Raw genomic sequence first — 24,954 nt, forward strand, 5'->3', positions numbered from 1 at the left:
AGGTCTGTCCACAACCCTTACGAACCTTGCGAAAGGGACGCCGGTGACCGAGAAGGCCGACCTTCAGCCCATCCTCGACCGCGCCGCCGCCGGTGGGCGGATCACCCCCGAAGAGGCGCTCGACCTGTACCGCGACGCGCCGCTGCACGCGCTGGGCGCCGCCGCCGACGCCGTACGCAGGCGCAAGTACGCCGGCACCGAGCACATCGCCACGTACATCATCGAGCGCAACATCAACTACACCAACGTGTGCGTCACGGCGTGCAAGTTCTGCGCCTTCTACGCGGCCCCCAAGGACACCAGGAAGGGCTGGAGCCGTGACCTCGACGACATCCTGCGCCGCTGCGCGGAGACGGTCGAGCTGGGCGGCACCCAGATCATGTTCCAGGGCGGCCACCACCCGGACTACGGCGTCGAGTACTACGAGGAGCACTTCGCCGCCATCAAGAAGGAGTTCCCGCAGCTCGTCATCCACAGCCTGGGGGCGAGCGAGGTCGAGCACATGGCCCGGATCTCGAAGGTCTCGGTGGAGGAGGCGATCCAGCGGATCCACACGGCCGGGCTCGACTCCTTCGCCGGGGCCGGGGCCGAGTTGCTGCCCGAGCGGCCGCGCAAGGCCATCGCTCCGCTGAAGGAGTCCGGCGAGCGCTGGCTGGAGATCATGGAGATCGCACACGGGCTGGGCGTCGAGTCGACGTCCACCATGCTCATGGGCACCGGCGAGACCAACGCCGAACGCATCGAGCACCTGCGGATGATCCGGGACGTCCAGGACCGCACCGGCGGCTTCCGCGCCTTCATCCCGTACACCTACCAGCCCGAGAACAACCACCTGAAGGGCCGCACCCAGGCCACGCTCTTCGAGTACCTGCGGATGATCGCCATCGCCCGCGTGTTCCTCGACAACGTCGCCCACATCCAGGGCTCCTGGCTGACGACCGGCAAGGAGGTCGGCCAGCTCTCCCTGCACTACGGCGCCGACGACCTCGGCTCGATCATGCTGGAGGAGAACGTCGTCTCCTCCGCGGGCGCCAAGCACCGGTCCAACCGGCTGGAGATCATCGACCTGATCCGCAAGGCGGGCCGGGTCCCCGCCCAGCGGGCCACGACGTACGAGCACCTCGTCGTCCACGACGACCCGGCGAACGACCCGGTCGACGAGCGCGTCGTCTCGCACATCTCCTCCACGGCCATCGAGGGCGGCACGGCCCACCCCGAGCTGAAGCTGCTCGCGCCCAACTGACGCCGCCGTGCTGACGATCCACCGGCCGCTGGCGGACGACTCCCGGTGCGTCGCCGTCGAGGGCGCCCGCATCGCGGGCCTCGGCCCGTACGCCGCACTGCGCGCCGCCCACGACGACCACGCCCGCGTCCGCGAGTGGGCGGGCGGGACCCTCGCCACCGGACGGCACGAGCCCGGCGCCGTCCGGCTGCTGGAAACCCTGTACTGGCCCGACCCGCGCGAGGCCGACGAGTGGGGCACCGAACCCCTGCCCGTGGGCCCTGCCGGGATGCCGGACGCCCGGTGGAGCGCCAGCGCCCGGCGCGGCCTCCAGCGGATGCTGGCCCGGGGCGTCACGGCGGTCGCCGGTCCCTTCACCCGGCCCCCGGTGCTGACCGCCGTGCGGCGGTCCGGCGTCCTGGTCGACACCGCCGCCCCGACCCTCTCCCCGGGCGCCCGCGCGGACTTCGCCGTCCTGGCCGCCGACGGCAGCTGCCTGGCCACGGTGGTGGGCGGGCGACTGGTGCACCGCCGGGCATAAATACGACTTCCACGGTCGGCGGTACGGGACGAACACGGTGCGCTTACTCTCGGCTACGGAGAGAGGGGTGTCCGCCCATGGCTCACATCAGGCAACTCGACCCCAGCGCGTCGCCCTTGGACTACTACGGCGCCGAGCTGCGCCGCCAGCGGGAGGCGGCCGGCCTCCGCCTGGCCGACCTGGGGCGCATCGTCTTCTGCACCGGCTCCCTGGTCGGTCAGATCGAGACGACGCTCAAGGTCCCGACCCGCGACTTCTCGGCCCGCGTGGACGCCGCGCTGAACACGGACGGAGTGTTCTCGCGGCTGGTCGGCCTGGTCCTGCGCAGCCAGTTGCCGTCCTGGTTCCAGCCGTATGCGGAGATGGAGGCGAAGGCGAGTTACATCTCCGCGTTCGAAGCGCAGGTGGTGTACGGGCTGCTGCAGACGCCCGAGTACGCGCGCGCGGCGCTGGCGGTGCGGGAGGACAACGACCTCGACGGTCTGGTCGCGGCCCGGCTGGAGCGCCAGCGCATCCTGGACAAGGAGAATCCGCCCCTGATGTGGGTGGTGCTGTCGGAGGCGGTACTCCGTCAGCAGGTCGGTGGCCGCGACGTCATGCGCGGGCAACTGGCTCATCTGCTGGAGTTGCGGGACCGCGAGTGGCTGCGCGTGCAGATCCTGCCGTTCGAAGCAGGTGCCCACGCGGGGCTGCCGGGCTCGTACACGATGCTGCGCTTCGACGGTGACCCGGACATCGTCTACACCGAGGACTTCGTCCAGGGCCACATGACGGCCAATCCTCAAGCAGTCAAGGAGGGTTCACTCCGTTACGCTCTCATGCAGGCGGCCGCTCTCTCCGTGGAGGAGTCGGCCGAGCTGATCGCCAGAGTGATGGAGGAGCGTTATGGGCACCAGGCCGACCCCGGCGGACTCGCTTTGGCGTAAGTCGTCGTACAGCAGTGACACCGGCGGGAACTGCGTCGAGTACGCCGACCTCGCGGCCCACGTCGCGATGCGCGACAGCAAGAACCCCACCGGAGGCCACTTCTCCGTCGCGCCGGAGGCGTTCGCGCGGTTCGTCGGGGCGGCGGCGCGGGGCGAGCTGTAGGTCCCGCCCGGGCGGCTGCAACAATGGGCCCGTGACCCGCGCTTCCCTGAACAAGCAGCCGCACGAAGTCGCCTCGATGTTCGACCACGTCGCGGAACGGTACGACCTGACCAACGCCGTGCTCTCGCTCGGCCAGGACCGGGCGTGGCGCAAGGCGGTCGCCCGGGCCGTCGACGCCCGTCCCGCGCAGAAGATCCTGGACCTCGCGGCCGGTACGGCGACCTCCTCGCTGCCCTTCGCCCGCACCGGCGCCTACGTCGTGCCGTGCGACTTCTCCCAGGGCATGCTCCAGGTCGGCAAGGAACGGCACTCCTGGCTGCCGTTCACCGCGGGCGACGCGACGCGGCTGCCGTTCAAGGACGACGTCTTCGACGCCGTCACCATCTCCTTCGGGCTGCGCAACGTCCAGGACACGGACGCGGCGCTGCGCGAGATGCACCGGGTGACGCGGCCCGGCGGGCGGGTCGTCATCTGCGAGTTCTCGCACCCGACCTGGGCGCCGTTCCGCACCGTCTACACCGAGTACCTGATGCGCGCGCTGCCGCCGGTGGCCCGTGCGGTGTCGTCCAACCCCGACGCGTACGTGTACCTCGCCGAGTCCATCCGCGCCTGGCCCGACCAGGCGGCGCTCGCCGAGCGGCTGGGCAGGGCCGGCTGGTCGCGGGTGGCGTGGCGGAACCTGACGGGCGGCGTGGTGACACTGCACCGCGGGTTCAAGGCGAGCTGAGCACGACCGCGGGCGGGGTCCCGCGGCCGGGTTGAGCGGGGACGCCCGCCGGGGCCGCCTCCGGGACGGGCCGAGCGCGGCCCCGCCTGCTGCCTCCGGAGCGAGCCGGGCGCGGCCGCACGCGAGGGCTCGCGGCCGGGCACGGCGCGGCACCCCCGGGGAACGTCACGGCAGGCTGAGGACGGCGTGGCGGGGCGGTGGTTCGCCCGGTTCCGGAAGCTCCCGGCGGAGCCCGCCCGACGGCGGCCGCGGCACGCGCGGCTCACGGATGCCCCCGCCGCCCTCGCCCTCCCCGAAGTCGAACCACACGTACACCGTCGACTCCCGCGGCACCCGCGCGCCGGGCCGCGGATACTGGCGTACGACGTGGTCGACGGCGGCGGCCCGGAGATCGGGCCGGTCCGGCGCGTGCAGGGACAGGCCCCGCACGTGAGCGGCGTCGTATGCGTCCACGGCCATCAGGCCGACCAGTCGCGGTACGCGGACATCGGGTTCCTCGGACGGCAGGCGCACGGGCGTCACCCCCAGCGGTACCCGGCACAGTAGCGCCGCCGGACAGCACCCGGAAGCGTCAAGTAGCCGACTGTGACACTTGGTCACCCTGCGTCATCCGGTGTCCTCGCGGCCGGTGCAGGGCGAGGCGGTAGCAGTGCCCCTGCCGCTCGGAACCCGGGACCGTGAAGACCTCGGCGAGCCGCATGCCCAGCCGCCCGGTGACCGCGATGGACCGGGCGTTGCGCGCGTCGACCATCGCGACCACGTCCGCCACACCGGCCGACCGGACCCGCCGGAGGGTCTCCCGGGCCGCCGCGGTGACGTACCCCTTGCCCCAGTACCCCCGCCCGAGCCGCCAGCCGATCTCGATCTCGCCCCGGGGGCCCCAGTCCCCGGGCCACGGCTGGGCACCGGTGAAGCCGATGACCCGCCCGGACTCGTCCACCATGGTCCACAGGCAGAAGCCGCGCTCCGCCTCGTGCCGGCGCTGGCGGGCGGTCAGCTCCTCGTACACGGACAGCTCCGCCGACCTCCCGCCGTGGAACTCCATGACCTCCGGGTCGTCGAAGATCCGGTGCCAGGCCACGGCGTCCTCGTCGGTGGGGACGCGCAGCCGTACAACGGGAAGAGGTCGCTTCACGGGGCAGCCCTTCAGCCGGGTGGTCGGTGACGCTGAATAGACTGCCCATGTCCAGTGCCGGTCGGCACGCAGATTCCGAACTTGGGGAGATCCCGCCGTGACCGTCGAGACCGAGCCGCTCACCGGGAACACCGCCGACGTGATCGTCGTGGGCGCGGGGCCGGCCGGCTCCACCACCGCGTACCACCTGGCCAAGTCGGGACTCGACGTCCTGCTTCTGGAGAAGACCGCGTTCCCCAGGGAGAAGGTCTGCGGCGACGGCCTCACCCCGCGTGCGGTCAAACAGCTCGTCGCCATGGGCATCGACATCTCCGAGGAGGCCGGCTGGCTGCGCAACAAGGGCCTGCGCATCATCGGCGGCGGCTCCCGCCTCCAGCTGGACTGGCCGGACCTCGCCTCCTTCCCCGACTACGGACTCGTCCGCAAGCGCGACGACTTCGACGAGCAGCTCGCCCGGCAGGCCCAGAAGGCCGGCGCCCGGCTGTACGAGCGCTGCAACGTCGGCGCCCCGATCGTGGACGACCGCACGGGCCGCATCACCGGGGTGAAGGCCAAGCTGGGCGAGGACAAGCGCGAGGTCGCCTTCCACGCGCCGCTCGTCGTGGCCGCCGACGGCAACTCCACCCGCCTGTCCCTCGCGATGGGCCTGCACCGCCGCGAGGACCGCCCCATGGGCGTCGCCGTCCGCACGTACTTCACCTCGCCCCGCCACGACGACGACTACCTCGAGTCCTGGCTGGAACTGTGGGACCGGCGCGGCGCCCAGGACCGCCTGCTGCCCGGCTACGGCTGGATCTTCGGCATGGGCGACGGCACCTCGAACGTCGGCCTCGGCGTCCTCAACACCTCCGCCGCCTTCAAGGAGCTGGACTGGCGCGAGATCCTCAAGGCCTGGTGCGCGTCCATGCCCGAGGACTGGGGCTACACCCCCGACAACATGACCGGCCCGATCCGCGGCGCCGCCCTGCCCATGGCCTTCAACCGCCAGCCGCACTACACCAAGGGCCTGCTGCTGGTCGGCGACGCCGGCGGCCTGGTGAACCCCTTCAACGGCGAGGGCATCGCCTACGCCATGGAGTCCGGCCAGATCGCCGCCGACGTCATCGTCCAGGCCCACGCGCGGGCCACGCCGAGCCAGCGCGAGATCGCCCTCCACCGCTACCCGCGCGTCCTCAAGGACACCTACGGCGGCTACTACACGCTGGGCCGGGCCTTCGTGAAGCTCATCGGCAACCCGAAGGTCATGCAGATCGCGACCCAGCGCGGCCTCACCCACCCGATCCTGATGAAGTTCACCCTGAAGATGCTCGCCAACCTGACGGACCCGACGGGCGGCGACGCGATGGACCGCATCATCAACGGACTGAGCAAGGTCGCGCCGAAGGCCTGAGCCCACGGCCCGGCCGACGGCGGCCGGGCCGTGGGGCCGTTCAGGCGGTGAAGGCCGCCGCGTTGGCGGCCCGGCGCGCGAAGACCGCCTCGCGCCGGTCCGCCGACTGCCGCAGCGCCGCCTTCCGCTCCCGGCCCGAGAGCCGGTCCAGGTACACGTGCCCGTTCACGTGGTCCGTCTCGTGGGCGAGGCAGCGCGCGAAGTAGCCGGTGCCCTCGACGACGAGCGGAGCGCCGTCCTTGTCCCGGCCCCGCACGACGGCCCGGTCGGGCCGCGGTACGGCCATGACCGCGCCCGGCACCGACAGACACCCCTCGCCCTCGTCCAGCAGCCGGCGCGCGGCCGGGTCGAGGGGGTCCAGCACCGGGTTGACGACGTGCCCGACATGTCGGACACCTTCGTCGTCGGGGCAGTCGTAGACGAACAGGCGCAGGTCGACACCGACCTGATTGGCCGCCAGCCCGGCCCCCTCCGCGACGTACATCGTGCGGAACATGTCGTCGATGAGCGCGGCGAGATCGGGCCCGAACTCGGTGACGTCCCGGCACGGCCGGTGCAGCACCTCCTCGCCGACCTCGGTGACGCGCCGTACCGCTCCGCGCACGGCCTCGGGCGCGAACGGGGGGTAGGAGGCGGTGGGCCGCCCCTGTACGAACACACTCGGCATGACGTTCTCTCTCCTTCTTCCACTCGTGGACGGACCGGTGGGGACCGGCCCGCGCCGAGCATGCCAGGAGAGGCCGAAGGGCCGCAGCCCCCGAGCGGCTGCGGCCCTTTCGCGCGTACGAGTGGGGTGCGGTCTACAGCACGCGCACCGCACCGCTCGGCGGGTCGTACGACAGCGGCCTCTCGACGACGCCGGTGGAGGAGTTCTGCGCGCCGACGAACATGCCGTCGCCCACGTAGACACCGACGTGGTAGGCGCTGCCCGCGCCGCCCCAGTACAGGATGTCGCCCGGCTGGAGGTTGCCCAGCCCGACCTGGGTGCCGGCGGTCGACTGGGCCTGGGAGACCCGCGGGAGGCTGATGCCGACCTGCTTGAAGGCGGCCTGCACCAGACCGGAGCAGTCGTAGGCGGACGGGCCGGTGGCACCGGAGACGTACGCCTTGCCGACCTGGGCCTGAGCGAAGGCGACGACGGCCGCGGCCGAACCGGTGGCCGTGGACGAGCCGACGCTCGTGCCCGTGCCGGTGCTCGTGCCCGTGCCGGTGCTCGTGCCCGTGCCGGTGGAGGAGCCGGTGTCCGAGGAGGCGCTCAGGGTGACGCGCTCGGCGCTGCGGGAGGCGCGCTCGGCGGCTTCCTTGCGCTCGGCCTCCTCGGCCTTCTTCTTGGCCTCCGCGGCCTTCTTCTTGGCCTCGGCGAGGTCCGTCTTGGCCTGCTTCGCGGCCGACTCGGCCGCCGCGTCGCGCTCGGCCTGCAACTGGTAGCTCGCGGCCGCCTGCTGCGTGACGTCCGCGGACTGGGCGACCTGAGCGGCCAGGTCAGCCGTCAGGGTGGGCAGTTCAAGGGTCTGCGTCACCGGTTCGGCCGCGTTGGCCGACCCCGACGCACCGGCCACTGCCAGGGTGCTGAGGACGCCACCGGCAACTCCGGCCCGCATCGCGATCGTCGACGCGCTGCGGCGGGGCTTCCGGTGGCTGCGTATGTGAGCGGTGTGGGACATAGGGACAACCGGTATCAGTAGCTCCTCCATACCTTCAAGAAACGTGTGCTGCGCCACAGTTGTTCAATCAGGCCGCCGAATCCCGGGCGTGTCGCTCTTTATTGACGCCGTAACGGACATAGCGGGCGGGCCGTAACCGGCCTGTGATCACGGTCTTTGATCGTTACGCCCGAATTGCCCCGCGCTTACCACTTGTTGGAGTACTTGGCCAAGCCCGGTTCTCAGACGCCTCTCATGAATGTGGCGCAGGTCACGGAACGGTTACCCCGGCGGTCGCGTCCGTCGCGTGCGAGGCGGCACCGCCGACTCCGCGGGGCCGCCCGCCCGCGCTCGTGAACGCGCGCACGTGTCCACATCGCCCCGCGGCCCTCCCCCCGATGTGTGAACGCGTCCTCTATCAAGGGTTCGCGTCCAAGGCCAATTTGCATGCAAGGGAAGCATCTTGATATTGAGACGCCCCTGCCTCCTGCCCTCTGGCCAGCGACGACGAGCGAAAATGTCACCTCTGGTGATCAGGTGAACGCTTCCTGTGTGAAGATCACCGCTCATCCGACTTCATGATCGTTCGTCAGGTGGTGGAGATCACAAAGCTTGTGCAATACCCCGTGTCGCAGATCACAGAGCGTCGGGCATAGGATGCGAGGCAGTTGGGCTTGTGACCTGCTTCACATGTTCGCGATCTTCGTCGGGACGGGCGTGGCTCGTGGGGCTGTTGGGGCGGCCGTGAGTCCAGTGCAACCTCCCCCAGGTCTCGGCTCCGCTCGACCAGGGGGGACCCCCATGCAGTCAGTGCCGACTGAGAGGAGCGAGGAGCGGTGAACGCGTATGCGCCCATCCTCGTACTGGGAGCCCTCGGGGCAGGCTTTGCGATCTTCTCCGTGGTGATGGCCACGCTGATCGGTCCGAAGCGGTACAACCGGGCGAAGCTCGAGGCCTACGAGTGCGGCATCGAGCCGACCCCCACGCCGGCCGGCGGCGGGCGCTTCCCCATCAAGTACTACCTGACGGCGATGCTCTTCATCATCTTCGATATCGAGATCGTCTTCCTCTACCCCTGGGCCGTCACCTTCGACGCCCTGGGGATCTTCGGGCTCGTGGAGATGCTGCTCTTCGTGCTCACCGTCTTCGTCGCGTACGCGTACGTATGGCGGCGCGGCGGCCTGGAATGGGACTGAGGGGCCTTTGACATGGGACTCGAAGAAAAACTGCCGAGCGGCTTCCTGCTGACCACCGTCGAGCAGGCCGCGGGCTGGGTGCGCAAGTCGTCCGTCTTCCCCGCCACGTTCGGCCTCGCCTGCTGTGCCATCGAGATGATGACCACCGGCGCGGGCCGCTACGACATGGCGCGGTTCGGCATGGAGGTCTTCCGGGGCTCGCCGAGGCAGGCGGACCTGATGATCGTCGCGGGCCGGGTCAGCCAGAAGATGGCGCCGGTGCTGCGGCAGGTCTACGACCAGATGCCCAACCCGAAATGGGTGATCTCCATGGGGGTCTGCGCCTCCTCGGGCGGCATGTTCAACAACTACGCCATCGTCCAGGGCGTCGACCACGTCGTCCCGGTCGACATCTATCTCCCCGGCTGCCCGCCGCGGCCCGAGATGCTGCTGGACGCCATCCTCAAGCTCCACCAGAAGATCCAGAGCTCCAAGCTCGGGGTGAACGCCGAGGAAGCGGCCCGCGAGGCGGAGGAGGCGGCGCTCAAGGCCCTGCCCACGATCGAGATGAAGGGGCTGCTGCGGTGAGCGACGCGAACAACACCGCGGGTGACGCGAACGGGGTGAACCCCGAGAAGGACCTGTCCGCGGAGAACCTCCCGGGCCAGCGCGGCCAGGGCGGCGAGGAGATCCGCGTCCAGCGGGGCATGTTCGGCGCCAACAACGGCGGCGACACCTCCGGGTACGGCGGCCTGGTCCGCTCCGTCCGGCTCCCCGGACCGGCGAGCCGGCCCTACGGGGGGTGGTTCGACGAGGTCGCCGACGAACTCGAGGGCGCGCTGGAGGAGCAGGGGCTCCTGCCCGACAACGCCATCGGGAAGACGGTCGTCGACCGCGACGAGCTGACCTTCCACATCGAACGCGAACACCTGGTCCGCGTCGCCCGCACCCTGCGCGACGACCCGGCCCTGCGCTTCGAGCTGTGCACCGGCGTCAGCGGCGTCCACTACCCGCACGACAAGGGCCGTGAACTGCACGCGGTCTACCACCTGCGCTCGATCACCCACAACCGGCTGATCCGCCTCGAAGTCAGCGCCCCCGACGGCGACCCGCACATCCCGTCGCTGGTCCCCGTCTACCCGACGAACGACTGGCACGAGCGCGAGACGTACGACTTCTTCGGCATCGCCTTCGACGGTCACCCGGCCCTGACGCGGATCATGATGCCGGACGACTGGCAGGGCTTTCCGCAGCGCAAGGACTACCCCCTCGGCGGCATCCCCGTCGAGTACAAGGGCGCCCAGATCCCGGCTCCGGACCAGCGGAGGTCGTACTCGTGAGCACTTCCCACGCCTCCCCCAGGGAGACCACCGAAGGCACCGTCTACACGGTCACCGGCGGTGACTGGGACGAGGTCGTCCAGTCCGCGGCCCGCGCCGACGACGAGCGCATCGTCGTCAACATGGGCCCCCAGCACCCGTCCACCCACGGTGTCCTGCGCCTCATCCTGGAGATCGACGGCGAGACGGTCACCGAGGCCCGCTGCGGCATCGGCTACCTGCACACCGGCATCGAGAAGAACCTCGAGTACCGGAACTGGACGCAGGGCACCACGTTCGTGACGCGCATGGACTACCTGACGCCGTTCTTCAACGAGACGGCGTACTGCCTGGGCGTCGAGAAGCTCCTCGGCATCGAGGACCAGATCCCGGACCGCGCCTCGGTCATCCGGGTCCTGCTGATGGAACTGAACCGGCTCTCCTCGCACCTGGTGTGCGTCGCCACCGGCGGCATGGAGCTGGGCGCCACCACGGTCATGATCTACGGATTCCGCGATCGTGAACTGATTCTCGACGTCTTCGAGCTGATCACCGGCCTGCGGATGAACCACGCGTTCGTGCGCCCGGGCGGACTCGCCCAGGACCTGCCGCCCGGCGCGGTGGACCAGATGCGCGAGCTCGTGAAGAAGATGAAGAAGAACCTCCCGGAGTACGACAAGCTCTTCACCGGGAACCCCATCTTCAAGGCCCGCATGCAGGACGTCGGCTACCTCGACCTGGCCGGCTGCATGGCCCTCGGCGCCACCGGCCCGATCCTCAGGTCCACCGGTCTCCCGCACGACCTGCGCAAGACCCAGCCGTACTGCGGATACGAGACCTACGACTTCGACGTCCCGACCTCCGAGACCTGCGACTCCTACGGCCGCTTCCTGATCCGGCTGGAGGAGATGCGCCAGTCGCTGCGCATCGTCGAGCAGTGCCTGGACCGGCTGGAGCCCGGCCCGGTCATGGTCGCCGACAAGAAGATCGCCTGGCCCGCCCAGCTCGCCCTGGGACCGGACGGACTGGGCAACTCCCTCGACCACATCAAGAAGATCATGGGCACCTCCATGGAGGCCCTGATCCACCACTTCAAGCTGGTCACCGAGGGCTTCCGGGTACCGCCGGGCCAGACCTACGTGGCGGTCGAGTCGCCCAAGGGCGAGCTGGGGGTGCACGTCGTCTCCGACGGCGGCACCCGCCCCTTCCGGGTCCACTTCCGCGACCCGTCCTTCACCAACCTGCAGGCCATGGCGGCGATGTGCGAGGGCGGCCAGGTCGCCGACGTCATCGTCGCCGTGGCGTCCATCGACCCCGTGATGGGAGGCGTCGACCGGTGACCACCTCTTCTTCGGAGCGGGGCGTCAGCCTGGGCATGCCGGAACTGCCCGCGCCCGCCTACCCGGACGACGTCCGGGCCCGGCTGGAGACCGACGCGCGCGAGGTCGTCGCACGCTACCCGGACTCCCGGTCCGCCCTCCTGCCGCTGCTGCACCTCGTGCAGTCGGAGGAGGGACACGTCACGCGCACCGGGATGCGGTTCTGCGCGGACATCCTCGGCCTCACCACCGCCGAGGTCACCGCGGTCGCCACCTTCTACACCATGTACCGGCGCGGGCTGAGCGGCGACTACCAGGTCGGCGTCTGCACCAACACGCTGTGCGCGGTCATGGGCGGCGACGCCATCTTCGAGTCCCTCCAGGACCACCTGGGCGTCGGCAACGGCGAGACCACCGAGGACGGCAAGGTCACCCTGGAGCACATCGAGTGCAACGCGGCCTGCGACTTCGCACCGGTCGTGATGGTCAACTGGGAGTTCTTCGACAACCAGACCCCGGCGAGCGTCCGCGCCCTCGTGGACGACCTGCGCGCGGGACGCGCGGTGACACCCACGCGCGGGGCACCGATGTGCACCTTCAAGGAGACCGCCCGGATCCTGGCGGGCTTCCCCGACGAGCGGGACGGCGCCGTCGCGGCCGGCGGCAGCGCGGGTCCCGCCTCCCTGGCCGGGCTGAAGCTGGCCAAGGGCGAGGCGTCCGCCGCGCGCGTCGTGCACCCGCGGGACGGCGGACCGCACGACGCGCCGCAGGACCGGACCGTGCACGACCCGTCCCCGACGGAACACCTCAGCTCGCACGACGCGCCGCAGGACACATCGGCATCCGACCCTTCCAACCCGGCAGGGCCCACCGCCGAGGAGGGGGAGTGATGACCGTGGCCGCCGAGATCAAGGGCAGCAGCCCGGAGAAGCTGCTCGCACCCGTGCTGTCGGCCTTCTGGGACGAGGACGAGTCCTGGACTCTCGACGTCTACCGGAGGCACGAGGGGTACGAGGGGCTCCGCAAGGCGCTGGCGATGGCGCCGGACGACCTGATCGCGTACGTCAAGGAGTCCGGTCTGCGGGGACGCGGCGGTGCCGGCTTCCCGACGGGGATGAAGTGGCAGTTCATTCCCCAGGGGGACGGCAAGCCTCACTATCTGGTTGTCAACGCCGACGAGTCGGAGCCGGGGACCTGCAAGGACATCCCGCTCCTCTTCGCGAACCCGCACAGCCTCATCGAGGGCATCGTCATCGCGTGTTACGCCATCAGGTCTTCGCATGCCTTCATCTACCTGCGTGGTGAAGTCGTCCCCGTACTGCGGCGGTTGCATGAGGCCGTGCGCGAGGCCCACGCGGCCGGCTTCCTCGGCGAGAACATCCTGGGCAGCGGACTCGACCTCACCCTCACCGTGCACGCGGGCGCGGGCGCGTACATCTGCGGTGAGGAGACCGCACTGCTCGACTCGCTCGAAGGCCGCCGGGGTCAACCGCGGCTCCGTCCCCCCTTCCCCGCCGTCGCGGGCCTCTACGCGTGCCCGACTGTGGTGAACAACGTCGAATCCATCGCTTCGGTTCCCGCGATCCTGAACAAGGGCAAGGACTGGTTCAGGTCGATGGGCAGCGAGAAGTCCCCGGGCTTCACGCTCTACTCGCTCAGCGGCCACGTCGCGGGCCCCGGCCAGTACGAGGCCCCGCTCGGCATCACGCTGCGCCAGCTCCTCGACATGAGCGGCGGCATGCGCCCCGGCCACCGCCTCAAGTTCTGGACACCCGGCGGCTCCTCGACGCCGATGTTCACCGACGAGCACCTCGACGTCCCCCTCGACTACGAAGGAGTGGGCGCCGCCGGTTCCATGCTCGGCACGAAGGCGCTCCAGTGCTTCGACGAGACGACCTGCGTCGTGCGCGCCGTCACCCGCTGGACCGAGTTCTACGCCCACGAGTCCTGCGGCAAGTGCACACCCTGCCGCGAGGGCACCTACTGGCTCGTCCAGCTACTGCGCGACATCGAGGCCGGCAAGGGACAGATGTCCGACCTCGACAAGCTGAACGACATCGCCGACAACATCAACGGCAAGTCCTTCTGCGCCCTCGGCGACGGTGCCGCCTCGCCGATCTTCTCCTCGCTCAAGTACTTCCGCGAGGAGTACGAGGAGCACATCACGGGCCGCGGCTGCCCCTTCGACCCGGCCAAGTCGACGGCCTGGGCCGACCGCACGGAGGTGAAGGCATGACCGTGACCACCAATACTCCCTCGGGAGGGGGAGCGGCGGCGGTCCCGCCGGAGGATCTCGTCACGCTGACGATCGACGGCGCCGAGATCAGCGTGCCCAAGGGCACCCTGGTCATCCGGGCCGCCGAACAGCTCGGCATCGAGATCCCCCGGTTCTGCGACCACCCCCTCCTCGACCCGGCCGGCGCCTGCCGCCAGTGCATCGTCGAGGTCGAGGGCCAGCGCAAGCCCATGGCGTCCTGCACCATCACCTGCACCGACGGCATGGTGGTGAAGACGCAGCTCACCTCGCCCGTCGCCGAGAAGGCCCAGCACGGTGTGATGGAGCTGCTGCTCATCAACCACCCGCTGGACTGCCCGGTCTGCGACAAGGGCGGCGAGTGCCCCCTGCAGAACCAGGCCATGTCGCACGGCCAGGCCGACTCCCGCTTCGACGGCAGGAAGCGGACCTACGAGAAGCCCGTGCCGATCTCCACGCAGGTCCTGCTCGACCGCGAGCGCTGCGTGCTGTGCGCCCGCTGCACCCGGTTCTCCAACCAGGTCGCGGGCGACCCGATGATCGAGCTGATCGAACGGGGCGCGCTCCAGCAGGTCGGCACCGGCGAGGGCGACCCCTTCGAGTCGTACTTCTCCGGCAACACCATCCAGATCTGCCCGGTCGGCGCGCTCACCTCGGCGGCCTACCGGTTCCGCTCCCGGCCCTTCGACCTGATCTCCTCGCCGTCCGTGTGCGAGCACTGCTCCGGCGGCTGCGCGACCCGCACCGACCACCGGCGCGGCAAGGTCATGCGGCGCCTCGCGGCCAACGAGCCCGAGGTCAACGAGGAGTGGATGTGTGACAAGGGGCGCTTCGGGTTCCGGTACGCGCAGCAGCGGGACCGGCTCACCACGCCCCTGGTGCGCAACCCGGAGGGCGACCTGGAGCCCGCCTCCTGGCCGGAGGCGCTGCAGATCGCCGCGCAGGGACTGCTCGCCTCACGGGGCCGCACCGGTGTCCTGACCGGCGGGCGGCTCACCGTCGAGGACGCCTACGCGTACAGCAAGTTCGCGCGCGTGGCGCTCGACACCAACGACATCGACTTCCGCGCGCGCGTGCACAGCGCCGAGGAGGCCGACTTCCTGGCCGCCCACGTCGCCGGACGCGGCCATGACCTCGGGGGCACCGCCCGGACGGAGTCCGGGGGAGGTTCCGGCGTCACGTACACGGCGCTGGAGAAGGCGCCCGCCGTGCTGCTGGTCGGCTTCGAGGCCGAGGAGGAGGCCCCCGGCGTCTTCCTCAGGCTGCGCAAGGCGTGGCGGGGGCACGGACAGAAGGTCTTCTCGCTGGCCACGCACGCCACGCGGGGTCTGGAGAAGGCGGGCGGCACGCTGCTCCCCGCCGCTCCCGGCACCGAGACCGAGTGGCTGGACGCCCTCGCGAGCGGCGTCGGCCTGGAGGAGGGCGGTGGCCGGGCGGCCGAGGCGTTGCGGGCCGAGGGCGCCGTGATCGTCGTCGGCGAGCGGCTGGCGTCCGTGGCCGGCGGGCTCACCTCCGCCGTACGGACCTCGGCGGCGACCGGCGCCCGGCTGGTGTGGATCCCGCGCCGGGCCGGGGAGCGCGGCGCGATCGAGGCGGGCGCGCTGCCGTCGCTGCTGCCCGGCGGGCGTCCGGCGACCGACCCGCGCGCACGTGAGGAGGTCGCCGCCCTGTGGGGCCTGGCCGACCTTCCGCACCGCTACGGCCGCGACACCGGCGAGATCGTCGAGGCCGCGGCCCGGGGCGAACTCCAGGCGCTCCTCGTGGCGGGCGTGGAGGTCGCCGACCTGCCCGACCCCACGCGCGCGCGTGCGGCACTCGACGAGGCCGGGTTCGTGGTGTCGCTGGAGCTGCGGCCCAGCGAGGTCACCGAACGCGCCGACGTCGTCCTGCCCGTCGCCGCGGTCGCCGAGAAGCCCGGCACCTTCCTCAACTGGGAAGGCAGGCTCCGTTTCTTCGAGGCCGCGCTCAAGCCCGACCAGATGACCCGGCGCCTCGCGCCCGCCGACGCGCGCGTCCTGCAGATGCTGGCCGACGCCATGGACGTCCACCTCGGCCTGCCCGATCTGCGCACCACGCGCGCGGAGATCGACCGGCTCGGCGCCTGGGACGGGCCGCGGGCCGGTGAGCCGCTGCAGACGGCGAACGCGCTGCCGCGCCCGGCCGCCGGAGAGGCCGTACTGGCCGGACACCGGCTGCTCCTCGACCAGGGCCTGCTCCAGCAGGGCGACGAGGCGCTCGCCGGCACCCGGCACGCCGCACGCGCGCGCGTGTCGGCCGCCACGGCCGCCGAGGCGGGCGTCAAGGACGGCGACCTCCTCGCCGTGACCGGCCCCGCCGGAGTCGTCGAACTCCCGCTGCGGGTCACCGAGATGCCCGACCGGGTGGTCTGGCTCCCGCTGAACTCCGCCGGCACCGGCGTCGCCTCCGACGCCGGGGTACTGCCCGGAACCCTCGTCCGCATCGGTCCGGCCACGCCCGCGGGCGTCGCCCCCAAGGAGGTGGAGGCATGAGCCCGTACCTCGCCGCTGAAGACCTCTCGATGTTCGGCACCGATCCCTGGTGGCTGGTCGTCGTCAAGGCGGTGTTCTGCTTCGCCTTCCTGATGGTGACCGTGCTGTTCTCCATCGTGTGGGAGCGCAAGGTCGTCGCCTGGATGCAGCTGCGCATCGGCCCGAACCGGCACGGCCCCTGGGGCATGCTCCAGTCGCTCGCCGACGGCATCAAGCTGATGCTCAAGGAAGACGTCATCGTCAAGCGCGCCGACAAGGCGGTGTACGTCCTCGCACCGGTCGTGGCGGCCATCCCGGCCTTCATGGCGATCGCCGTGATCCCCTTCGGGCCGGCCGGCAACGAAGTCTCGATCTTCGGCCACCGCACCGCCATGCAGCTGACCGACCTGCCGATCGCCATGCTGTTCATCCTGGCCGTCGCCTCGGTCGGCATCTACGGCATCGTGCTCGCCGGCTGGAGTTCCGGATCGACGTACCCGCTGCTCGGCGGACTGCGCTCCTGCGCGCAGATGATCTCCTACGAGATCGCGATGGGCGCCGCGTTCGCCTCGGTCTTCCTCTACTCCGGGTCGATGTCCACCTCGGAGATCGTCGCCCAGCAGAACGACCGCTGGTACATCGTGCTGCTGCCGGTCTCCTTCATCCTCTACATCGTCACGATGGTCGGCGAGACCAACCGCGCCCCCTTCGACATGCCCGAGTCCGAGGGCGACCTGGTGGGCGGCTTCAACACCGAGTACTCGTCGATCAAGTTCGCGATGTTCATGCTCGCCGAGTACGTGAACATGGTGACGGTCTCCGCGGTCGCCACCACGCTGTTCCTCGGCGGCTGGCGGGCCCCCTGGCCGATCAGCACCTTCTGGGAGGGCGCCAACCACGGCTGGTGGCCGCTGCTCTGGTTCGTGGTCAAGGTCCAACTGCTGCTGTTCTTCTTCATCTGGCTGCGCGGCACCCTCCCCCGGGTCCGCTACGACCAGTTGATGAAGCTCGGCTGGAAGGTCCTCATCCCGGTCTCCCTGGTCTGGCTGATGCTGGTCGCGACGGTGCGGGCCCTCAGGAACGAGAACTACGGCTTCAGCGACATCGCCCTCTACATCGGCGGCGGCGTCCTCGTCCTCCTGCTGCTGTCCTTCCTCGTGGACATGTACCGCGACAAGGGCGGCAAGGGCGACCGGGACGCCGAGGAGCCGGCCGAGGACAGGGCCGCCTTCGACCCGATGGCCGGCGGCTTCCCGGTGCCGCCGATGCCCGGACAGGAGGTGCCGCCGGTGCCCAGGCGCCGTTCCCGCCGGGAGCGGGAGCTGATTGTCAGTGGTGGGCCCGATACTCACAGTGACGGACCTGCGGGCGGATCTACGGATGGAAAGGAGGCGTCCGATGGCTGAGGAACCGAAGGGGACCGACCCCGGTTTCATGAACCCCGTGGCCGGCTTCGGCGTGACCTTCAAGGCCATGTTCAAGAAGCGGCTGACCGAGCAGTACCCGGAGCAGCAGAAGACCACCGCTCCACGCTTCCACGGACGGCACCAGCTCAACCGCCATCCGGACGGCCTGGAGAAGTGCGTCGGCTGCGAGTTGTGCGCCTGGGCCTGTCCCGCCGACGCCATCTACGTGGAGGGCGCGGACAACACCGACGAGGAGCGCTACTCGCCGGGCGAGCGGTACGGCCGCGTCTACCAGATCAACTACGCCCGCTGCATCCTGTGCGGACTGTGCATCGAGGCGTGCCCCACGCGCGCGCTGACGATGACCAACGAGTTCGAGCTGGCCGACTCCAGCCGTGCCAACCTCATCTTCACCAAGGACCAGCTGCTCGCCGGCCTGGAGGAGGGCATGGTCGACTCGCCCCACGCCATCTACCCGGGCACGGACGAGCAGGACTACTACCGGGGCCTGGTCACCGAGGCCGCGCCCGGCACGGTCCAGCAGGCCACCCACTCCGAGGGGGAGGTCGTCCAGGAGGGCGACTCGACCTTCGGCGGGACCGAGCCGGCGTCGGAGGAGGTGATCCGCCGATGAGCGCCCAGCTCGCCGCCGCAGCGACCCTCGCCGCCGGCACCTCCACCGGGGAGGCCGTCCAGTTCTGGATCCTCGGCACCGTCGCGGTGATCGGCGCCCTGTGCACCGTCTTCATGAGAAGGGCCGTGCACAGCGCGCTCTGCCTCGCCGGGACCATGATCGTGCTGGCGGTGTTCTACCTCGCCAACGGCGCCTACTTCCTCGGCATCGTGCAGATCGTCGTCTACACCGGCGCGATCATGATGCTGTTCCTGTTCGTGGTGATGCTCGTCGGCGTCACCGCGGCGGACTCCCTGAAGGAGACCATCAAGGGCCAGCGCTGGCTGGCCCTGCTGTCCGGGCTCGGCTTCGGCATCCTGCTGATCGCCGGCATCGGCAACGCCTCCCTCACGGAGTCCACCGGCCTCGGCCAGGCCAACGCGAACGGCAACGTGGAGGGCATCGCGTCCCTCATCTTCACCAAGTACGTCTTCGCCTTCGAGATCACCGGCGCGCTGCTCATCACGGCCGCCGTGGGCGCCATGGTGCTCACCCACCGCGAGCGCACCGAGCGCGCCAGGACCCAGCGCGAGCTGTCCGAGCAGCGCGTCCGCGACGGCAAGTACCTGCCGCCGTTGCCCGCGCCCGGCGTGTACGCCCGGCACAACGCGGTCGACATCGCGGGTCTGCTGCCCGACGGCACCCCCTCCGAGCTGACCGTCAGCAAGACGCTGCGCGAGCGGGGCCAGATCCGCGACGTGTCGATGGAGGCACTGGGCGACCTGAAGGCCCTGGAGCAGCGGGCCGGGGAGCGGCTGGAGCGCGGGCCGTCCGGTCCGGCCGGTCCGGCGGACTCCGAGCGGTCCGACTCCAGGCGGTCCGAGGAGGCGTCGAAGTGAATCCGGTCAACTACCTGTACCTCGCGGCCCTGCTGTTCACGATCGGCGCCACCGGCGTGCTGGTCCGGCGCAACGCGATCGTGGTCTTCATGTGCATCGAGCTGATGCTCAACGCCTGCAACCTCGCGTTCGTCGCGTTCTCCCGGATGCACGGAAACCTGGACGGCCAGATCATCGCGTTCTTCACGATGGTCGTCGCCGCCGCGGAGGTCGTGGTCGGTCTCGCGATCATCGTGTCCCTGTTCCGTTCCCGCCACTCGGCCTCGGTCGACGACGCCAGCCTGATGAAGCTGTGAGGGGCTGAAGTGGAGAACCTGATTGCGCTGCTGGTGGCGGCGCCCCTGCTCGGAGCGGTCGTCCTGCTGTGCGGCGGACGCCGGCTGGACCGCGTCGGCCACTGGATCGGCACGCTGCTGGCCGCCGTGTCCTTCGTGATCGGCGTCGTCCTCTTCGCCGACCTGCTCGGCAGCGGCGCCGAGGACCGCACCCTGACGCAGCACCTGTTCAGCTGGATCCCGGTCGAGGGATTCCAGGCCGACGTCGCCTTCCGGCTCGACCAGCTCTCGATGACGTTCGTCCTGCTGATCACCGGCGTCGGCTCGCTCATCCACCTGTACTCGGTCGCGTACATGGAGCACGACGAGCGGCGCCGCCGCTTCTTCGGCTACCTGAACCTGTTCCTCGCGGCGATGCTGATCCTCGTCCTCGCCGACAACTACCTGCTGCTGTACGTCGGCTGGGAGGGCGTCGGACTCGCCTCCTACCTGCTGATCGGCTTCTGGCAGCACAAGCCCAGCGCCGCCACCGCCGCGAAGAAGGCCTTCCTGGTCAACCGCGTCGGCGACATGGGCCTGTCCATCGGCATCATGCTGATGTTCCTGTGGTTCGGCACCTTCGCCTTCGGGCCGGTGCTCGGCGGCCACGGGGAGGCCGGACTCGCGAGCGGGGCGGACGAGGGCAAGCTCACCGCGATCGCCCTGATGCTGCTGCTCGCCGCCTGCGGCAAGTCCGCCCAGGTGCCGCTGCAGTCCTGGCTCGGTGACGCGATGGAGGGCCCGACCCCGGTCTCGGCCCTCATCCACGCCGCGACCATGGTGACCGCGGGCGTGTACCTGATCGTCCGTTCCGGAGCGATCTTCAACGGCGCCCCCGACGCGCAGTTGGTGGTCACCATCGTCGGCGCGGTCACGCTGCTCTTCGGTGCGATCGTCGGTTGCGCCAAGGACGACATCAAGAAGGCGCTGGCCGGTTCGACGATGTCGCAGATCGGCTACATGGTGCTGGCGGCCGGTCTCGGCCCGATCGGGTACGTCTTCGCGATCATGCACCTGGTCACCCACGGCTTCTTCAAGGCCGGGCTGTTCCTCGGCGCCGGCTCCGTCATGCACGGCATGAACGACGAGGTCGACATGCGCCGCTACGGCGGACTGCGCAAGTACATGCCGGTCACCTTCGTCACCTTCGGCCTCGGCTACCTCGCCATCATCGGCTTCCCCGGGCTGTCCGGCTTCTTCTCCAAGGACAAGATCATCGAGGCTGCGTTCGCCAAGGGCGGCACCGAGGGCTGGATCCTCGGCGCCTGCGCCCTGCTGGGCGCGGCCATCACCGCGTACTACATGACGCGCGTGATGCTGATGACGTTCTTCGGCGAGGAGCGCTGGCGCAACGCACCGACGCCGTCGCCCGCGAAGCCGGACGTGGAGCCCGCCGCCGAGACACGCGGCACGTACGAGCCGCCGCACCCGCACGAGTCGCCGGGGCTCATGACGATCCCGATGATCGTGCTGGCCGTCGGATCGGTCGCGGGCGGTGCCTTCTTCAGCATCGGCGACCGCTTCCTGCACTGGCTGGAGCCCATCACGGGGCACGACCACGGGGACGCGCCGATCAGCGCCGGCGTCGTCACCGGGGCGACCGTGGCCTGCATGGTCGTCGGCGTCGCGCTCGCCTGGGCGCAGTACGGGCGCCGCCCGGTGCCGGCCGTCGCCCCGCGCGGGTCGCTGCTCACCCGGGCCGCGCGGCGCGACCTGCTCCAGGACGACTTCAACCACGTCGTCCTGGTCCGCGGCGGCGAGCACCTCACGCGCTCCCTGGTCTACGTCGACCACACCCTGGTCGACGGAGTCGTCAACGGCACGGCGGCCTCGGTCGGCGGCCTGTCCGGGCGGATGCGCAAGCTGCAGAACGGCTTCGCGCGCTCGTACGCGGTCTCGATGTTCGGCGGTGCGGCACTCCTCGTCGCCGCGACCCTGCTGATGAGGGCGGTCTGATACCGATGTCCTTTCCCCTGCTGACAGTCACGGCGGCCCTCCCGGCCGTCGGGGCGATCGCCACGGCAGCCGTGCCGGCCGCGAAACGCACCGCGGCCAAGTGGCTGGCGCTGCTGGTCTCGCTGGCCACGCTCGCGCTGGCGATCACGGTGCTGGTCCGCTTCGACCCCGGCGGCGACCGCTACCAGCTCACCGAGTCCCACTCCTGGATCGCGGACTTCGGTGTCCGGTACGAACTGGGCGTGGACGGCATCGCGGTGGCGCTGATCGCGCTGACCGCCCTGCTGATCCCGTTCATCATCCTCGCGGGCTGGCACGACGCCGACCCGCTGGAGACCGGCAGCAGCCGGTGGCGGCCGACACAGGGCTTCTTCGCCCTGATCCTGGCCGTCGAGGCGATGGTGATCATCTCGTTCGAGGCCACCGACGTCTTCCTCTTCTACATCTTCTTCGAAGCCATGCTGATCCCGCTGTACTTCCTGATCGGCGGCTTCGGAGACCGGGCCCACGAGCACGGCGAGAAGACGGCGGCGACGCAGCGGTCGTACGCGGCCGTGAAGTTCCTCCTCTACAACCTGGCCGGCGGCCTGATCATGCTGGCCGCGGTGATCGGCCTCTACGTGGTCGCCGGGAACTTCTCCCTCACGGAGATCGCCGAGGCGCGGGCCAACGGCTCGCTGGACATGGCGACCAGCACCGAGCGCTGGCTCTTCCTCGGCTTCTTCTTCGCCTTCGCGGTGAAGGCGCCGCTGTTCCCGCTGCACACCTGGCTGCCCAACGCCATGGGGGAGTCGACCGCGCCGGTCGCCGTGCTCATCACGGCGGTCGTCGACAAGGTCGGCACCTTCGCGATGCTCCGCTTCTGCCTCCAGCTCTTCCCGGAGGCCAGCAAGTGGGCGACGCCGGTCATCCTGGTCCTGGCGGTCATCAGCATCATCTACGGCGCGCTGCTCGCGGTCGGCCAGCGCGACATCAAGCGGCTGATCGCCTACGCGTCGATCTCGCACTTCGGCTTCATCGTCATGGGCATCTTCGCGATGACCAGCCAGGGCCAGTCCGGCGCCACGCTGTACATGGTCAACCACGGCATCTCGACCGCCGTGCTGATGCTGATCGCCGGGTTCCTGATCTCGCGGCGCGGCTCGCGGCTCATCGCCGACTTCGGCGGTGTGCAGAAGGTCGCCCCGATCCTGGCCGGCACCTTCCTGATCGGCGGCCTGGCGACCCTGTCCCTGCCGGGACTCGCACCCTTCGTCAGCGAGTTCCTGGTCCTGGTCGGCACGTTCACGCGCTATCCGGTGATCGGCATCATCGCCACCCTCGGCATCGTCCTCGCCGCGCTCTACACCCTCGTCCTCTACCAGCGGACGATGACGGGCCCGGTGAAGGCCGAGGTGACCGGGATGCCCGACCTGCGGGTGCGCGAGCTGGTGGTCGTGGCACCGCTGGTGGCGCTGCTGATCTTCCTGGGCGTCTTCCCGAAGCCCGTGACGGACATCGTCAACCCGGCGGTGGAGCAGACCATGTCCGACGTACACAAGACGGACCCCCAGCCTGAGGTGGAGGCGGCCAAGTGAGCGCAACAGCCGTCCACAGCCTGTGGACAACGGCGGCGACGGCGGCCGACCCGATCGCCAAGATCGACGCCCCGAAGATCGAGTACGGGCAGCTGTCGCCCGTCCTGATCGTCATGGGCGCGGCGATCATCGGAATCCTGGTCGAGGCCTTCGTGCCGCGCCGGTCCCGCTACTACGCCCAGATGTTCGTGTCCGTCGTCGCCCTGATCGCGGCGTTCGCGGCGGTCGTCGCGCTCGCGGCGCGCGGGTACGGCACGACCAAGGCCGGCATCACGGCGATGGGCGCCGTCGCCGTCGACGGACCGGCCCTGTTCCTGCAGGGCACCATCCTGCTGACCAGCCTGGTCGGCCTCTTCACCTTCGCCGAGCGGCGCCTCGACCCGGAGCTGCACGGCAACCGCGTCGACTCCTTCGCCGCGCAGGCGGCCGCCGTACCCGGCAGCGAGAGCGAGCAGAAGGCGGTCAAGGCGGGCTTCACCACCACGGAGGTGTTCCCGCTCCTGCTCTTCGCCGTCGTCGGCATGCTGGTCTTCCCGGCGGCCAACGACCTGCTGACGCTCTTCGTGGCCCTGGAGGTCTTCTCCCTCCCGCTGTACCTGCTGTGCGCGCTGGCCCGCCGCAAGCGGCTCATGTCGCAGGAGGCGGCGGTCAAGTACTTCCTGCTCGGCGCGTTCGCCTCCGCGTTCACCCTGTTCGGCATCGCCCTGCTCTACGGCTACGCGGGCTCGATGTCGTACGGCACGATCGCCCAGGTCGTCGACGGCACGGTGCAGAACATCACCCCGGCGCTCGCCGACACCATGGGCAACGACGCCCTGCTGCTCGTCGGCTCCGCGCTGATCGTCATGGGCCTGCTGTTCAAGGTGGGCGCGGTGCCGTTCCACATGTGGACGCCGGACGTGTACCAGGGTGCGCCGACGCCGGTGACCGGCTTCATGGCGGCGGCGACCAAGGTGGCCGCCTTCGGCGCCCTGCTCCGCATCCTGTACGTCGTCCTGCCCGGCCTGCGCTGGGACTGGCGGCCGGTGATGTGGGGCGTGGCGATCGTCACCATGCTGGCCGGCGCGATCGTCGCGATCACGCAGACCGACATCAAGCGGCTGCTGGCGTACTCGTCGATCGCGCACGCGGGCTTCATCCTCGCCGGTGTGATCGCGACGACGCCGGAGGGCATCTCGTCCGTCCTCTTCTACCTCGCCGCGTACTCCTTCGTCACGATCGGTGCCTTCGCGGTCGTCACGCTGGTGCGCGACGCGGGCGGCGAGGCGACGCACCTGTCGAAGTGGGCCGGGCTCGGCCGCAGGTCCCCGTTGGTGGCGGCGGTGTTCGCGGTGTTCCTGCTGGCCTTCGCCGGTATCCCGCTGACCTCCGGGTTCTCCGGGAAGTTCGCCGTGTTCAAGGCGGCGGCGGAGGGCGGTGCGGCCCCGCTGGTCGTGATCGGTGTGATCTCGTCGGCGATCGCGGCGTTCTTCTACATCCGCGTGATCGTGCTCATGTTCTTCAGCGAGCCCCGCCCCGAGGGCCCGACGGTCGCGGTGCCGTCCCCGCTGACGATGACGGCGATCGCCGTGGGCGTGGCGGTCACGGTGGTGCTCGGTGTGGCGCCGCAGTACTTCCTGGACCTGGCGGGTCAGGCGGGGGTGTTCGTGCGCTGACGCCGCGCTCGCGGCTTCGTGGCTTCACGGCTGTGGTCCGGTACCTCCTCGAGGAGATGCCGGACCACAGCCGTTCGCGGGAGAGGGAGTCCGGCGAGGTGACTTCCACCGCCAGCACGACTTCGGTCGCGGGTACGCGTGTCTGTTCGAGACTCGTCAGCGCCTCCTCCCGCAGGACGATCACGTCCGGCTCCAGCCGGTTCTGCCGGTCCACGTCGATGCTGAACCTGC

At 70.3% G+C, this 24,954-nt stretch carries 24 protein-coding genes; 20 read left to right on the forward strand and 4 right to left on the reverse strand.

Annotation, left to right across the window (positions count from 1 at the left end; all coding sequences use genetic code 11):
- The first annotated feature begins 43 nt into the window (after window positions 1-43).
- The 5 genes from mqnC (at window position 44) to BJ961_RS02910 (ending at window position 3,579) form a co-directional block, all read left to right on the forward strand.
- On the forward strand, window positions 44-1,243 hold the full coding sequence (gene mqnC / locus BJ961_RS02890; protein ID WP_271319747.1) for a cyclic dehypoxanthinyl futalosine synthase: 1,200 nt from the start codon (window positions 44-46) through the stop codon (window positions 1,241-1,243).
- A gap of 7 nt (window positions 1,244-1,250) precedes the next feature.
- Window positions 1,251-1,763, forward strand: a complete 513-nt coding sequence (locus BJ961_RS02895) for an imidazolonepropionase-like domain-containing protein (protein WP_271319748.1) — start codon at window positions 1,251-1,253, stop codon at window positions 1,761-1,763.
- A gap of 77 nt (window positions 1,764-1,840) precedes the next feature.
- Window positions 1,841-2,689 (forward strand): helix-turn-helix domain-containing protein, encoded by an 849-nt coding sequence (locus BJ961_RS02900; RefSeq protein ID WP_271319749.1) that lies wholly within the window; start codon window positions 1,841-1,843, stop codon window positions 2,687-2,689.
- A complete protein-coding gene (locus BJ961_RS02905; RefSeq protein WP_271319750.1) occupies window positions 2,649-2,852 on the forward strand; it encodes a DUF397 domain-containing protein in 204 nt (67 codons plus the stop codon). The genes BJ961_RS02900 and BJ961_RS02905 overlap by 41 nt, the downstream gene beginning before the upstream one ends.
- Window positions 2,853-2,883: 31 nt before the next feature.
- On the forward strand, window positions 2,884-3,579 hold the full coding sequence (locus tag BJ961_RS02910) for a demethylmenaquinone methyltransferase (RefSeq protein ID WP_271319751.1): 696 nt from the start codon (window positions 2,884-2,886) through the stop codon (window positions 3,577-3,579).
- 165 nt (window positions 3,580-3,744) lie between these two features.
- Here BJ961_RS02910 and BJ961_RS02915 read toward each other — a convergent pair whose 3' ends face one another.
- Together BJ961_RS02915 and BJ961_RS02920 are read right to left on the reverse strand one after the other, a co-directional pair.
- A complete protein-coding gene (locus tag BJ961_RS02915; RefSeq protein ID WP_271319752.1) occupies window positions 3,745-4,092 on the reverse strand; it encodes a PASTA domain-containing protein in 348 nt (115 codons plus the stop codon).
- 58 nt (window positions 4,093-4,150) lie between these two features.
- On the reverse strand, window positions 4,151-4,714 hold the full coding sequence (locus BJ961_RS02920; protein WP_271319753.1) for a GNAT family N-acetyltransferase: 564 nt from the start codon (window positions 4,712-4,714) through the stop codon (window positions 4,151-4,153).
- Between the two features lie 97 nt (window positions 4,715-4,811).
- On the opposite strand from BJ961_RS02920, the gene BJ961_RS02925 reads away from it, so the two are divergent.
- Window positions 4,812-6,104, forward strand: coding sequence for a geranylgeranyl reductase family protein (locus BJ961_RS02925; RefSeq protein ID WP_271319754.1), 1,293 nt, complete (start codon window positions 4,812-4,814; stop codon window positions 6,102-6,104).
- Window positions 6,105-6,144: 40 nt separating this feature from the next.
- On the opposite strand, the gene def is transcribed toward BJ961_RS02925, so the two are convergent.
- Together def and BJ961_RS02935 are read right to left on the reverse strand one after the other, a co-directional pair.
- A complete protein-coding gene (def, locus tag BJ961_RS02930; protein WP_271319755.1) occupies window positions 6,145-6,771 on the reverse strand; it encodes a peptide deformylase in 627 nt (208 codons plus the stop codon).
- 133 nt (window positions 6,772-6,904) lie between these two features.
- The gene (locus tag BJ961_RS02935; protein WP_271319756.1) at window positions 6,905-7,768 is read right to left on the reverse strand and encodes a C40 family peptidase; all 864 of its coding nucleotides are present in this window, start codon (window positions 7,766-7,768) and stop codon (window positions 6,905-6,907) included.
- 815 nt (window positions 7,769-8,583) lie between these two features.
- Here BJ961_RS02935 and BJ961_RS02940 point away from each other — a divergent pair.
- The 14 genes from BJ961_RS02940 to nuoN are packed head-to-tail and all read left to right on the forward strand — an operon-like array spanning window position 8,584 to window position 24,723.
- A complete protein-coding gene (locus tag BJ961_RS02940) occupies window positions 8,584-8,943 on the forward strand; it encodes an NADH-quinone oxidoreductase subunit A (RefSeq protein ID WP_003974383.1) in 360 nt (119 codons plus the stop codon).
- A 12-nt stretch (window positions 8,944-8,955) separates the two neighbouring features.
- Window positions 8,956-9,510: a NuoB/complex I 20 kDa subunit family protein gene (locus BJ961_RS02945; RefSeq protein ID WP_007387566.1), complete on the forward strand. Its 555-nt coding sequence runs from the start codon at window positions 8,956-8,958 to the stop codon at window positions 9,508-9,510.
- A complete protein-coding gene (locus BJ961_RS02950) occupies window positions 9,507-10,262 on the forward strand; it encodes an NADH-quinone oxidoreductase subunit C (protein WP_271319757.1) in 756 nt (251 codons plus the stop codon). Before BJ961_RS02945 ends, BJ961_RS02950 begins: the two co-directional genes overlap by 4 nt.
- Entirely contained in the window at window positions 10,259-11,581 is a 1,323-nt protein-coding gene (locus BJ961_RS02955; RefSeq protein ID WP_271319758.1) for an NADH-quinone oxidoreductase subunit D, read from the forward strand. Before BJ961_RS02950 ends, BJ961_RS02955 begins: the two co-directional genes overlap by 4 nt.
- Window positions 11,578-12,450 (forward strand): NADH-quinone oxidoreductase subunit NuoE, encoded by an 873-nt coding sequence (nuoE, locus tag BJ961_RS02960; RefSeq protein WP_271319759.1) that lies wholly within the window; start codon window positions 11,578-11,580, stop codon window positions 12,448-12,450. The genes BJ961_RS02955 and nuoE overlap by 4 nt, the downstream gene beginning before the upstream one ends.
- A complete protein-coding gene (nuoF, locus tag BJ961_RS02965; protein WP_271319760.1) occupies window positions 12,447-13,796 on the forward strand; it encodes an NADH-quinone oxidoreductase subunit NuoF in 1,350 nt (449 codons plus the stop codon). The genes nuoE and nuoF overlap by 4 nt, the downstream gene beginning before the upstream one ends.
- On the forward strand, window positions 13,793-16,324 hold the full coding sequence (locus BJ961_RS02970) for an NADH-quinone oxidoreductase subunit G (RefSeq protein WP_271319761.1): 2,532 nt from the start codon (window positions 13,793-13,795) through the stop codon (window positions 16,322-16,324). The genes nuoF and BJ961_RS02970 overlap by 4 nt, the downstream gene beginning before the upstream one ends.
- A complete protein-coding gene (nuoH, locus tag BJ961_RS02975) occupies window positions 16,321-17,709 on the forward strand; it encodes an NADH-quinone oxidoreductase subunit NuoH (protein WP_271319762.1) in 1,389 nt (462 codons plus the stop codon). The genes BJ961_RS02970 and nuoH overlap by 4 nt, the downstream gene beginning before the upstream one ends.
- Window positions 17,702-18,343 carry an NADH-quinone oxidoreductase subunit NuoI gene (gene nuoI / locus BJ961_RS02980; RefSeq protein ID WP_271319763.1) on the forward strand — a complete coding sequence of 214 codons (642 nt, stop codon included), beginning with the start codon at window positions 17,702-17,704 and terminating at the stop codon, window positions 18,341-18,343. Before nuoH ends, nuoI begins: the two co-directional genes overlap by 8 nt.
- On the forward strand, window positions 18,340-19,221 hold the full coding sequence (locus tag BJ961_RS02985) for an NADH-quinone oxidoreductase subunit J (RefSeq protein WP_271319764.1): 882 nt from the start codon (window positions 18,340-18,342) through the stop codon (window positions 19,219-19,221). The genes nuoI and BJ961_RS02985 overlap by 4 nt, the downstream gene beginning before the upstream one ends.
- Window positions 19,218-19,517, forward strand: a complete 300-nt coding sequence (gene nuoK / locus BJ961_RS02990) for an NADH-quinone oxidoreductase subunit NuoK (protein ID WP_059299944.1) — start codon at window positions 19,218-19,220, stop codon at window positions 19,515-19,517. Before BJ961_RS02985 ends, nuoK begins: the two co-directional genes overlap by 4 nt.
- A 9-nt stretch (window positions 19,518-19,526) precedes the next feature.
- Window positions 19,527-21,491 (forward strand): NADH-quinone oxidoreductase subunit L, encoded by a 1,965-nt coding sequence (gene nuoL, locus BJ961_RS02995; RefSeq protein WP_271319765.1) that lies wholly within the window; start codon window positions 19,527-19,529, stop codon window positions 21,489-21,491.
- A gap of 5 nt (window positions 21,492-21,496) precedes the next feature.
- A complete protein-coding gene (locus BJ961_RS03000) occupies window positions 21,497-23,068 on the forward strand; it encodes an NADH-quinone oxidoreductase subunit M (RefSeq protein ID WP_271319766.1) in 1,572 nt (523 codons plus the stop codon).
- Window positions 23,065-24,723 (forward strand): NADH-quinone oxidoreductase subunit NuoN, encoded by a 1,659-nt coding sequence (gene nuoN, locus BJ961_RS03005; RefSeq protein WP_271319767.1) that lies wholly within the window; start codon window positions 23,065-23,067, stop codon window positions 24,721-24,723. Before BJ961_RS03000 ends, nuoN begins: the two co-directional genes overlap by 4 nt.
- Window positions 24,724-24,954: the final 231 nt, after the last annotated feature.

Origin of the sequence: Streptomyces lienomycini (genome assembly GCF_027947595.1) — a bacterium.
Classification (GTDB): Bacteria; Actinomycetota; Actinomycetes; order Streptomycetales; family Streptomycetaceae; genus Streptomyces; species Streptomyces lienomycini.

Excerpts from the sequence above, each read along its gene's own strand:
- BJ961_RS02900 (WP_271319749.1), top strand. The coding sequence starts at position 1,841 with ATGGCTCACATCAGGCAACTCGACCCCAGCGCGTCGCCCTTGGACTAC.
- BJ961_RS02905 (WP_271319750.1), top strand. The coding sequence starts at position 2,649 with ATGGGCACCAGGCCGACCCCGGCGGACTCGCTTTGGCGTAAGTCGTCG.
- def (WP_271319755.1), bottom strand. The coding sequence starts at position 6,771 with ATGCCGAGTGTGTTCGTACAGGGGCGGCCCACCGCCTCCTACCCCCCG.
- BJ961_RS02935 (WP_271319756.1), bottom strand. The coding sequence starts at position 7,768 with ATGTCCCACACCGCTCACATACGCAGCCACCGGAAGCCCCGCCGCAGC.
- BJ961_RS02945 (WP_007387566.1), top strand. The coding sequence starts at position 8,956 with ATGGGACTCGAAGAAAAACTGCCGAGCGGCTTCCTGCTGACCACCGTC.
- BJ961_RS02970 (WP_271319761.1), top strand. The coding sequence starts at position 13,793 with ATGACCGTGACCACCAATACTCCCTCGGGAGGGGGAGCGGCGGCGGTC.
- nuoH (WP_271319762.1), top strand. The coding sequence starts at position 16,321 with ATGAGCCCGTACCTCGCCGCTGAAGACCTCTCGATGTTCGGCACCGAT.
- nuoI (WP_271319763.1), top strand. The coding sequence starts at position 17,702 with ATGGCTGAGGAACCGAAGGGGACCGACCCCGGTTTCATGAACCCCGTG.
- BJ961_RS02985 (WP_271319764.1), top strand. The coding sequence starts at position 18,340 with ATGAGCGCCCAGCTCGCCGCCGCAGCGACCCTCGCCGCCGGCACCTCC.
- BJ961_RS03000 (WP_271319766.1), top strand. The coding sequence starts at position 21,497 with ATGTCCTTTCCCCTGCTGACAGTCACGGCGGCCCTCCCGGCCGTCGGG.